This is a genomic window from Candidatus Omnitrophota bacterium (assembly GCA_028707125.1).
Classification (GTDB): domain Bacteria; phylum Omnitrophota; class Gorgyraeia; order Gygaellales; family JAQTUX01; genus JAQTUX01.
Genome location: JAQTUX010000002.1, coordinates 374,287 through 386,680 on the forward strand (window position 1 = coordinate 374,287; position 12,394 = coordinate 386,680).

At 49.5% G+C, this 12,394-nt stretch carries 1 protein-coding gene (cut by both window edges); it reads right to left on the minus strand.

This entire window lies inside a single protein-coding gene on the minus strand: locus tag PHR44_08075, encoding a HEAT repeat domain-containing protein (protein MDD4910613.1). The 68,022-nt coding sequence extends 30,816 nt beyond the window's left edge and 24,812 nt beyond its right edge, so the window shows coding positions 24,813–37,206 (codon 8,271, partial, through codon 12,402, complete); reading right to left, the first codon wholly in view occupies window positions 12,391–12,393. Both codon boundaries (start and stop) fall beyond the window edges.

The window sequence follows — 12,394 nt, forward strand, 5'->3', positions numbered from 1 at the left end:
TTCGATCAAACTAAAGCCGGCATCCTTACTGCTGTATGATGGAAATTTGGCTTTGAAATGCTGACTGATCAAATAAAAGAACAGGCCTGCTGCGGCTAAAACATATGGTTCCCCACCAGCCACGGAGAGGTAAACCAGTGCCGCAGCAAGCCCTGTAATTATAAATCCTGTAAGTGCTTTCGTTTTTACCGCAAATAAAAACCCTGCGGAGCGGGATGCCTTTTTGCCGGCAGCGCCTGAGGAAGCTGCGCCGTAGCCGCGTCCATCTGTTTGACCACCGGCGGCCCTGAGACGCGTGAAAATACGGCTCAGAATATCCGCCTGCTTTGCCTCATGAAGCTCGAAGAAATAAGGATGGAGATAGACGAAGCACAGGCCGGTCTCATCAATGGTGAATGCGGCAACCGGGTTGTCGCCATCCGCAACAGCTGTCGCGGGAAAGCTCGCCGTTACTACAAAAAACAGCGAGTCCATGAGGTCGGTTACAAGGCTTATCTTATTGATCTCGTAAACCCGCGACTGCAGGGTATCATATCTGCCTTTATCAAAGCCGTCCGGGATGCTGTCCGGAGTCAGAATGCATCCTCCCGGCATTATCTCCGACCATTCAGGCCCATAGTCACACTTTGCCCGCGCCGCCGCCTCCTCGGGTACACGGGAAACAACGCCGTTTCCGATCCCGAACAACCCGGCTGACCCGGACAAGATGCCGTTGATACTATGCTCATCTATACATTTGCCCCGCTCCCTGAGTTGATCGGCAATCTGCCTGATCGTGATTCTGTCGTTAAGGCGCTTAATCGCCCAGGCCAATTCCCAGTCAATATCCGGTTTAACCCTATTCCAGAAATCCCGCCCATGTACAGCGCTGATCCTCTGCTCGTAAAACCAGTTCATGGCGTTGCCCGCCGCCAATACCGGGAACCTGTCTGCGGATATGCGCATATTTCCGTATTGGTGTGAATAGAATCCCCTCTGACGGCTGCCCGATGCCTGCCAGGAATCGCATGGCGTAAGGCCAATACTGCCGAATAATTCCCTGAACTGCCTGTCGATCTCCTTTTCTTTCTCAACCGGCATATATTCCTGTTCCTCGCTACTCAACGTATAGTACGCGCGCAATTCCCTTATCGGAGGTAATCCGGCCAACGCGGCGATCTGCATAGCCCTGAGATATATCCTGACCGCCAGCTCCTTTCCGATCCTCATCCCCTTGGCATGGACACGGAAGAAACAGCCGTGTATGTGAACCGCGCCTCCTGCAATATCGATAGTTCCGGCATGGCCCAAATACACCCCGTTCCAGAACAACTCCACAAAAACCGATATCCTATCCACCTCGTAACTCTTTATCTTCCAGAGTTCAACTATGTTATGGCTGTAAGGAGCCGTTATTGCCGGGAAATCCTCACTATTCCTGCAACGAAATCCCTGGGTCTCCAAAACGGTTGTATATTGGTCAAACCGCTCTTTCCGCCAGGCAGGGTGTGTTGGTTTAGCGCCATTGCCGTTACCTGCGGGAGAACTGGCCGAATCCAAAGAGGCCTCCTCCTCTGCCGCCTTCGCCCTCCTGAAGCCGAGGAAAAGGGCGGGGGCATAGATGGCAAAACCCAGCCATGTCGCCGCTGCGGTGGGATACCAGGGAAGATAGAGTATGTTATGGGCGAAGGCGGCAATAAAACACGGCCCGGCCCAGGGGCGCATCCTGGACACCCCGGGGCAATGCCTGTTTTTTTCCATGACGAAGAACATCAGTATGGAGAACGGCGGCTGGGTAAGGCCTACCAGGATAATACGCAGGGATTCAAATTCTGGCCCGGGGAAATACCAGAACAACCATCCCAGGAAAGGCGCGAATATCAGGAAAGAGATGATAGCTACGGCGCGCATAGTGGCAAGGTCGTCGCGGCGTAGAAGCCGCCTTTCCATAGAGGCATAGTAGAAGAACGTGATAAACAAAGAGATCGCGGCCGTTGACATCTGGTCGGCAATGCCGCGGATCTTTTCATCAAGAGGGCTCCATAGTGTATAGCTCCACGGCCAAAGCCAGCTGAAAACACAGGCGGCCAGGGCAAGCATCGCCAGGATCTTGCGGAGGTTATACGGCTCTGATAAATCCCCTGCCCTCCTGCGCTCAAGATACTGCCCCAGGAAGGCCCCAACAGGTATGAACATGCTCAAGCTCAGGAAGCCGCGCAATGTGGTGCTGCTGGGTATCGCGGTTATAAACCACAGGTTCAGGCAGGGATTGGGCAGGCATTGAATAACGGAGAACGTGAGAACGATAAAGGCGGAAACTACTGCTATGAAACTATATGTCAGGACTGGCCGCGGCTGGCGAAGGAATCTCTCTCCTGCAATAACTAGGGCAGCTCCTGCAGTAAACCAAGGTATGGAAAGTAATACGGCATGGAAGACGAATGTCCCGCAAAGGAGCGAAACCGCCGTTTTTACGATCAGGTAGAAACCGATAATAATAGGTAAAGAGGCGATGAGCAATATTGTTTTGGCAGGGCCGGACGAAGAATGGATACTAACAGACGAAGATGCGGCTGGCGGCCCGGTCGCGGGAAAGGAAGCAAAATAACCCCCCATAAGCGGTAATGCCGAATGCCTGGAACCAGTCAAGCCCATAAATAAAGGGCCTGCTGCGGCTAAAACATATGGTTCCCCACCAGCCACGGAGAGGTAAACCAGCGCCGCAGCAAGCCCTGTAATTATAAATCCTGTAAGCGCTTTCGTTTTTACCGCAAATAAAAACCCTGCGGAGGAAGATGCGCCTTTACCGGCCGGCGCAATTTGTGTGAACACATGGCGCAGTGCCCCTATCTGTTTCTCCGCGGGAAGTTCAAAGAAAGAAGGGTTCAGATAGATAAAAGATGCCTCACCGGCTGGATCAATGGTATAGGCGACCTCGGGGCTACCCGCCTGTTTAATGGCTATTTCCGGAAACTCTGCCGCAACTACAAAAAATACCGATTCCAGAACCGCCCTTAACTTCCTGCCTTCCTCTCTGTTGATATTGTTAATGGCTAAAACCAACTCCTGTAAAGTATCGTAATGCCTTGGATTGAAGCCGTCAGGGACAATAGCTGTCAATAGTGCGCCTCCAGGCAGGGCCGGACTGGAGGAGAACCCTTCCATATTTATCTTTCTTGCCACGATAAGGTACGGCCGGCTCCCCTCATGCGCCTCATACCGCCTCCTCCATTCTGTAGCAGGATAATCCAGAGGGAACGCATCCTTCCAATATATCCTGTAAGGATACCCTTTATACTCAAGCCAGTCCGTGAAGAACTGCGCGGGAATGCCTCCAGGGAACGACCAGGAGTCGTTATGAGAAAAGAGAAAGTACCCACCCGGCTTAACCAGTTCGTCATAATCATTGAGGTGTTTTCTCCTGTCATTGAACAGCTCTCCCCCTTCACCTGCCGCAATATCGCAGAATGACTCGCTTAATATATCTACGGTTCCGCTCTTGGGGTATGTTTCGTCATCACGCCGGGTTATTACTTCTAATCCGGCCCAGGAAACGGGGTTGGTGCCCCAAGTAGGACTAGGCAATTCAAAACCGAGGCGGCGCGCCGCGGGAAATGTGTTTTTGAGCCCGCGTAATAAATCTCCGTTGCCTGTGCCTACGTCAAATATAAGCCCGCCAAAAACAGCATCGCCCATTGTCTGCTGAAGCGTGATCTTGAACATGGCGGAATGATCATCAAGTTCGTATCTGCCCTTCGGCATAATATACCAGTTGACCGCCAGGTGAGGCAGGAATGCCGCCAACGAGAACAATACCACGAACAACATCCCGGAAGGGTTAAAGTAATTTAAGGCGGCCAATAATATCGCGCTGGATATACTGATCGCTATCTTGTCATCCGTAAATGCCTTGTTCCAATTGCCTTGCATAAGATCAATACGGCTCAAATGATTGAGATGCCACATCGGCAGGACAAACAGCAGCAGCCAACCCCACACCATAGGGCCGAAACACAAAGAACAACCCATCCAATGGTATATAGGATAACTCACCCCCAAAGTGCAACCCGCGACCCAGCCGACTGATTCTACAAACGCGGGGGCAAAGACAAACCCCCAGAAGCGGCCGAAATAGCGCTTTGCCCAGTAGTAAACCGGCAGCATCACCGGCCACATGCCGCCCTTCAACCTAAAGCTGGCCTTCTTTTGCTCCGGAGAGGAACTTTTGGCGGATGAAATATTTCTCTCTTCTTTAGAAATAATATAAGCTTTGGAAGAATGTTCTTTCCCAAAGAAATCTACAGAACTGACATCGCAACCGGTTTTTGTCCTGAATAACATTTCAATCTCTTCCGAGCCTGCCGCTATATTAATAATTACGGCTTTCCCGCCCGGGGCAATATGAGGCGCTATTTCATCCGCGACCCTATTTAATAATCTGCCGCCATAATCAAACACGCTCCTCTCTGAATGAGCCACCGCCTCTGGCTCGGTTTCATGTGACAACTGCGGCGCATTAAAGATAATCAGACCATACTCACCTAAGCCGTTAAATAAGTCATTGACAAAAGCCTCAACCTGAAGGCCATTACCCCTCAAGGAACAGGTCAGTAACGTATTTTGTACCGCCATTTCTAATAAATCTACAGCCGTAACCAGAGCGCCTTTAGTGGCGGCTATAAGCGCCTCTAAACCTTTCCCTGTCCCGACAATTAAAACTCTCATTCCCGGCTTTGCGTATTTATCAGCGGCTTTTGCGCTCATAACACTTGAGCAATGCATACCATGAAAAACTCCGGGCAATATTGGAATGGCGGATAATTCTGTTATTCTGATTTCTCTAAAATCGGAAAAATAACCCACAACGTCTGTGCTATGCGCTAAAATATCTGCAAATTCTCCGTTGCTAAAAAGAGCGTAGACATGGCGGGTATTATTCAGAAAATAAAACTCTTCTTCCGGGGCCAAAAGAAATCCTATCGCTTCTCTTAAAGCTTCAGCCATAGCCATATCCAGCGAACTGCAATATGCCAAGAAATGAATGGTTGCTATGTCTTTATTACCCCGATGTAAACATAGCAATATGGGCATATTTTTATAGCGTATCACCCTCATTGTGCCTGTAAGCGCGGTCTTCTCCGTAAGTTCAAAGGCAGTCAATATTGCGTGTTGATCTAATCCGGACAGGGGCAGATCCGCGGACTCAAATATTCCGCCACGCGCTGGCTGCCACTCTAATTCTTCCTCACGAATACCCAGCGTCACAAAAACGCTCCTGGCAATCGCCATCTCCTCTTCGCTTACAGGAAAACCCGCGTCCAATAAAGCTTTTGATTCAGGCGTCAATAGTGCCGAAGAAAAAGCCGCCGCCGGACTTGAGCCATTTTCCCTGTGTATCGCCTTTGTTTTAACCAGGATGTCAAAAATCTTCTGCCCTAGTTTTTCGGGAAACTCCCCTTTTGTCTTATAGGGCTGATTATTTCTTATCGCCGCGTCGCGCCATACACTATAAATCTCGCTGAGCGGTTTGCTTTCACCTCTAAACCTTACCGTGCGGCAAGACCTTATCAGGAAACCATCAAGGTCTCTCCGGAATTCCTCTTCGGTTTCAGCCAGCTGCCCTATGCCTTTATCTTTAAGCATCTTATAAACCGCGGAATAAACCATGCCGTCCATATCGGCTCTTTCCGCGTCAAATACCATGGTTGAGATGCCCGCCTGGATCTTAACCGCACAGGCGGGGACTGCTTTAGCAAGGTATTTTACCTCATCCTCTCCTATGGCATAACGCCCCTGTCTTTTCCTGAAAGCTGCCTTGACGATTTTCGTGCGGCTGATCCCATGCTGGATATTCTTTAAGGTCACGGGAAACTTACCGCATATAAGCTGGGCTATCGACTTGAGCGCCTCATTTCTGTCCGTATATACGAAGGCATGGCCTTTATAATAATCTTCTACTATCTGCCGGACAACCTGCGGGGCTATTTCGCCGGCAAAACTGCGCAGCTCTTTCAAGTACTGCGCGTAACAGTGGGCGATTATTAAAAGTATGGAACCACCTATGACAATAAATATTAATAGGCCGGTTAATATAAGCACCACCCTGGTTACGGGATCATCCATCCCTGCGGCCCTCGCGTACCCGCCCGATACTCTGTCCGCTGCCATGACAAGGCCCGCGGGAAGCCGCGACAATAACTCATCAACCGGGCTGGAGCTTCCCGTTCTCTCTCTTGCGTCAGACATGATGTCTTTAATGACGGCATAAAGGTTATCGGGCCTGAAAGGCGCCTCTACCAGATCATCTATATCATATTCGCATACCTCATCCGGCAGCGTTGGGCCGTCTGCGCTTCGCTTCCTGTTAAGGAACAGCCTGATCGCATCAGCCCCATCCAGTGAAACGCTGGTAGTTTTCTCTTCGCCGTTGTCTATAATAGACATATTGACAACATATTGGATCCCGGGCCTATGCGACTTGGCCAGCCTTGCAATAATGATCTCATAAAGCCTGTTGGGGGTTTGGAATGTTCCAAGCGCCTGCCTCTTTAACCCTCTCTCAGCGCCATCATCAATAAGCAGCTCCGCTCTTATCATCGGCGGAGCATCCTGTTGAGCGGCTTGCGCATGCCGGCTGGAGATAAAATACATCCTCTTTCTCATTCTGGCGGACTCTATCCTTGAGGATAACGCCCTCACGATATAACTCAGCGCGAAAGACCCTATTGCCAAACCTCCGATCACGATCAGCCCCTCCGCCAGGAAGTCCCCGGGCATACCGGACAAGACGATATCTACCGCGTCCCCTGCCGCGCTGCTTGAGGAGGCGCCGGCCTGACGCGCCAGCCGCTCTGCCTCGATGCGCTCGATCTGGCTTCCCATGATCCGTATGAGCCCCTTTGCCTGCTCTTCAATATTGCCCTGGGTCATGCCCATGCGGGTCGGGGCGCCGTTCTGCTGAGAATTGGTTATGCTCGTCGGGCCGGCCTCCTTGCCTTTCTTGGACAGGCCGCTTGAGGAAGAACCCTTAGGATACGGCTGTTTGTCAACAAGGTTAATGTACCCGGCGTTGTCCAACAATGGAAATATATTTTCTTTAAGGATCTTAGCGGCCAAGGCGCTGCTAAAACTATAATCTTCCAAAGAGGCGCCGCTGTTCTGATTAACCCAAAAACAGAAGGAGCCTACGGCCTTATCTCCGAGGTAGAACGTAAAAGACGCCGTCCTGTCTTTTTCATTATCGCCGGTCCCGGTCTTGCCGCCCACAATCTGTATGTTATCCCGGATAAACTGCGCGTTTCTGCCCGTGCCTCTGTCAACCGCCGAACGCAGGCAGTTTTCCAGCAAGAGGCATATTTCTTCATTCAACACCCTGCGCTTTGTGCCCCTTCCGTCCTTCTGGAGCGCAACTTCAAAAGGCGTGCCTTCCGCAAATCTCAGGCCATCTATCCTTATTGTATCGCATAGCCATCCCTTACTTTTAATCACCGACATCAGCTTGGCTAACGAGGCGTTGTTATCTCCGGATGTCCCCAGCGTAGTACTTAAATGGGGGTTTAATTCAAAACTTCCGGCGTAACCTAATTCGCGCCACCGGCGGTTAATGACCTCAAATGCCGCCTTCTCTAATCCGTAGAACTTCCTTGCTTCATTTTCGCCGATTATCCTGGCTATCTCAACGTCACGGATATCTTCTAGTACGCGCACAAAAACAAGATTTATAGACTGGACAAACGCCTCTTCAATGCTCATCTGTGCAGGTAAGCCGGGGTGATTATTCTTAGGGGCGTATTCGCTTCTGCCGGTATAGAATGAAGTTTCTATTGTAGGGTATTCTCTCCTTAAAGACTCTCTTAAGACTTCAGCCAGAGAAGCCGTTGGGTTTTCTTCCATAAAGGCGCCAATCCAGTTTAAGAGAGACGTTCCGGTGTCCCTCTGGTTTTTGTTGCCGTAGATATTATTTGCGGCATATAATCCTTCCAGGTTACCTATGTATTCTTTAATTTTAGCGTCATCGCTTTGCCATAAATTATACAGCCCCTCCACCAGCCTCAAGTAATCCGTAATCACCCGTAGCTTGGAAGTAGAGCCCATAATCATTCTTCCCATATAATTATCCCGCAGGCTGCTTGTATTAACATCAACTATAACCTGGTCAAAATTATCCTCCCTCTCAAGAATAAATAGGCCGCATTCCACATTAGAGGCATGGGCAGTGGTGGAAAAATAATTCCCATAATTATTCTGCTGTATACCTCTGAACAACGCCCTTATTTTGGCCTCCAAGGCTACATCATAAGTTACCTGCACAGAAACATTCATAGAATTTATCTCTTCAGGCGTTGCGCTAAGGCCTGCCCATGATGCCAAGGCATCCCGCGTTTCAATCTCTCTCTGCGTCAAGTGGTAAAAATAGCTGTTGTCGCCATTGAAACTGATTAAGCCCGACAGGCCTATCCTTGAAGCGGCATCCGCCAGCTCCCCGCTAATCAGTCCGTCTTCTTCCATACGCATAATAACGCTGTTGGCTTTATTATTCAGCGGTTCTTCAAATATTGATGCCTTCCCCGCTGCTTTTGCCCGGGCTAAACTCCTTAGCTTGGACGGGTTGTTTATTGAAGCGCTTATAATCGCGGCTGCCTTCAGCGCCCTTGCTTTCATGGTTAGATCCTGATGTTTACCCTCCGGAAGTGTTAAATCGCGCTTCAAGGCAACCTTGTTCATGGCACAATATGTATAGAGCGCGTTTATCAGACCCCTGTTTCTTTCATCGCCAAAATATAGCGAATTGGCGTAATGCAGGAATAAATCGCGGCGTGCGTCAATGGTATCCAGGCCGTTTTTATAAATAAACAGCCATGACCCCGCGTATTGCCTTAATTTATCAAAGGGGCCAAATGTCTTTTCTCCGCTTGAAAACTGAATTTTGTAATACTGCACCGGAATGGTGCTTGCCCCGAAACTCCCCTGCCCGGAAAGATACCAGATAGCCGCCTTAACAATACGCGGGTCTATTACTCCTGAATAATATGCGGTCTCCTGAAGCCAATACCTGTGATTTTCGGCATAGCTTACCGTATCCACAAGAAGCGGCGGTATCTCGTCAAAGGAGTTATAAATCAGATAGTCCGGCTGTAGGACTTTTCTGTTGCTCTCCCTGCCGGTCCGCTCATAAATGGTCAAGCCGCGCATAGAGAATTCCCCCTCTACAATGTATGCGCTATTTTTCCGGGGCATATCTATCTTGCGGTCAAAGGGAGGCGTTATCCCGCACTCAATAAGCGCCCTTGTAAGGGCGCCTTGATTAACCTGCTGCGATATCTTAAAATCATCGGCTTCCAGAGCTCGCATAAATATCGGTATATAGGGATAGCCCCTCTTTTTTAACTGCGATGAGCCTTCCGAGGCATCGGTCATGGTCTTGTAGAGAGCGGTCCGTCCATCCTTTAGCTCCCAGTTAATATGCCTGTTAGCCGTGCCGAAAATAAATGCCTGAACAGGGCTATAGTAAAACTCCGAAGCGGACAGGCCTGTGAATAGAATTAAAATTATGCCTGACCGACGCAGTAAATACCAGCCGGGAAATGAAACGGGTTTACCGGAATACCTAAGTATGAAGTAATAAAGCAGGGCCAGGCAGGCATTAACGACCAATATGCATAAAACGGTACTCGCGGAGACCGCGGTTATCATAATAGCGATATCTTTATAACTAAGGTACGCTATATTGTCCTTCAAAAGTAGATACAAACCGTAGAATACAAATAAACTCGCTGCCGTTTCCAAAATCAAGACGAATTTACTTCTCTTGGCTATCGTGGGGACGGTTTTTCTATCCGGGCTGCGCGCCAGCAATTCCTTCCATTTGGCAAAATCCTCTTCTGCGGCCTTGGGGTCTCCTGCTAATTCGTGGATCTTCCCGAGGTTCAGATAAACATCAGGGTCATCTGGGGCAAGCTTTGCTATGGCCTGGTTATAGGCGTTAATCGCCTCCTGGAATTCTTCCATATAGTAATAGGCATTACCCAGGGATTTATACACCGAGGCGAAAGGAGCATTCAGTGAGATTGCCTTCAGGTAATGCTCTACTGCTTTTTGATATTCTCCCGAGCCAAAATATATTAAACCGGCATTATTGTGGTAATCGGGGTTATCCGGCAGTATATTTAATGCCTTTTCAATATCCTCTGCGGCTTTCCTGAAATTGCCTAATAGGCTGTAAATATAGGCCCTGTTGTTATAGGCGTCAGCATAATCGGGATTGGCCTTTATTGCCATAGCATAGTATCTTTTTGCCTTGCGGTACCTCCCCTTCTCCAGGCAGGTATCGGCATATTCTTTATATTGCTCCTGTAATTCGCTGTCGGCTGTAAAATGCCATTTCCACCAGTATGAGACCATTTTTTTCAAAGCGAAAAACAAAGCTGAGAATTTAGTCGCCGCGAAATGATAAATACCAATAAGGATATGCCCTGTAATTAGCGCTGCTGCCTGTAGGAGGCCGGGAAGGGAAGATATAAACGCCCCACCCTTTGCGACTCTGTCTTTTGTTCGTTTGAACCATTTGTAACCAGACCTTAGAAGTTTTATCAGGTAAGGTAATACCATTAATGCTGCTATTATGCCTATTGCATAGTGTAGGGGCTTTGATGTAGTGATGAAGGTGTAGGTACTCCTGAAGAAGCTGTCTGCGCCCTCTTTTAACCTGTCCACCTTTTCCTGGATGATCTCTGCCAAGGGCACAGGGGTCTGCGTAGCAGTGGGGGCAGTGGTAGGCGTCAGGGTCGGGGTGGCTGTAGGTTCGGGGGTTGAGGTAGGCTTAGGGGTATTAGTTGCCGTTGGCTCTGGGGTGTAGGTTGAAGTAGATGTTGGCTTTGGTGTAGATGTGGCGGTCGACTGTGGAGTTGTAGTCGGCTCTGGAGTTGAAGTATCAGAGGGTTGGAGGGTAGATGTTGATGTTGGCTTTAGCGTAGAGGTAGGCACTGCTGTAGGAGTATGCGTTGCCTGTGGTGTAGACGTTGATGTAGGATGCGATGTAGGCGTATGAGTTGGGGTCGCGGCAGGAGTAACAGTGGTAACTTCTCTATTTCTAATCTTACCTAAGGCATATGCTGCTGCATTGCGGACATCCCAGTCTCCATCTTTTAATGCCTCTATGAGGACAGGGATAGCAGAAGGGTCGCCGATGTCACCTAAGGCATATGCTGCTGCATTGCGGACATCCCAGTCTCCATCTTTTAATGCCTCTATGAGGGCAGGGACGGCAGAGGGGTCGGCGATATTACATAAGGCATATGCTGCTGCAAAGCGGACACCCGGGCCCTCATCTTTTAATGCCTCTATGAGGGCAGGGACGGCAGAGGGGTCGCCGATTACACCTAAGGCCTCTGCTGCTTTATGGCGGACAGCCCAGTCTTCATCTTTTAATGCCTCTATTTTTAATGCCTCTATGAGGGCAGGGATAGCAGAGGGGTCGCCGATGTCACCTAAGGCCTCTGCTACTTTATGGCGGACAGCCCAGTCTTCATCTTTTAATGCCTCTGTAAGGGCAGGGATAGCAGAGGGGTCGCCGATGTCACCTAAGGCATATGCTGCTTCGTAGCGGATATGCCGGTCTTCATCTTTTAATGCCTCTGTAAGGGCAGGGATAGCAGAGGGGTCGCCGATTACACCTAAGGCCTCTGCTACTTTATGGCGGACAGCCCAGTCTTCATCTTTTAATGCCTCTATGAGGGCAGGGACGGCAGGTTTGCCTATCTTAACCAATTGTGCTATGACTTCATCCGAGTCAGAAGAATTCCCTAAATTCCTCATCAATCTCCTTATCTTCTCCTCACTCACAGCAGTAGTCTCAGCCGTTACAGCTGTAATTGTAGTTAAGGAATGGGTATTGATGGGTTGGGCAGATGTGATTGTAGATGTGGAAATTAGCAGGGTTACAGTAATTAGCAGGATAATCAGCGCCTTTTTGGCCAATTTCATCAGAGGCGGCCCATGTGTCTTAACTGCCCTCCAGGCAAGGTAGGCAAAGAGTACGCCTGCCGCCAAGATAAGTGTTTCCGCAGGATGGCTGACTATGAGCCCAAGTATGGCTGCTGTGCTCACCGGCTCAAAGCTGCGCAGCTTGAAGTCGCCCTTGGGGAAGTGGGGCTTATGCTTCTTAGCGAACAGCTTTGCGACTCTGTCTTTTGTTCGTTTGAACCATTTGTAACCAGACCTTAGAAGTTTTATCAGGTAAGGTAATACCATTAATGCTGCTATTATGCCTATTGCATAGTGTAGGGGCTTTGATGTAGTGATGAAGGTGTAGGTACTCCTGAAGAAGCTGTCTGCGCCCTCTTTTAACCTGTCCACCTTTTCCTGGATGATCTCTGATAGAGGCACAGGCGTTGCTGTCGGTGTTGGTGTATTGACG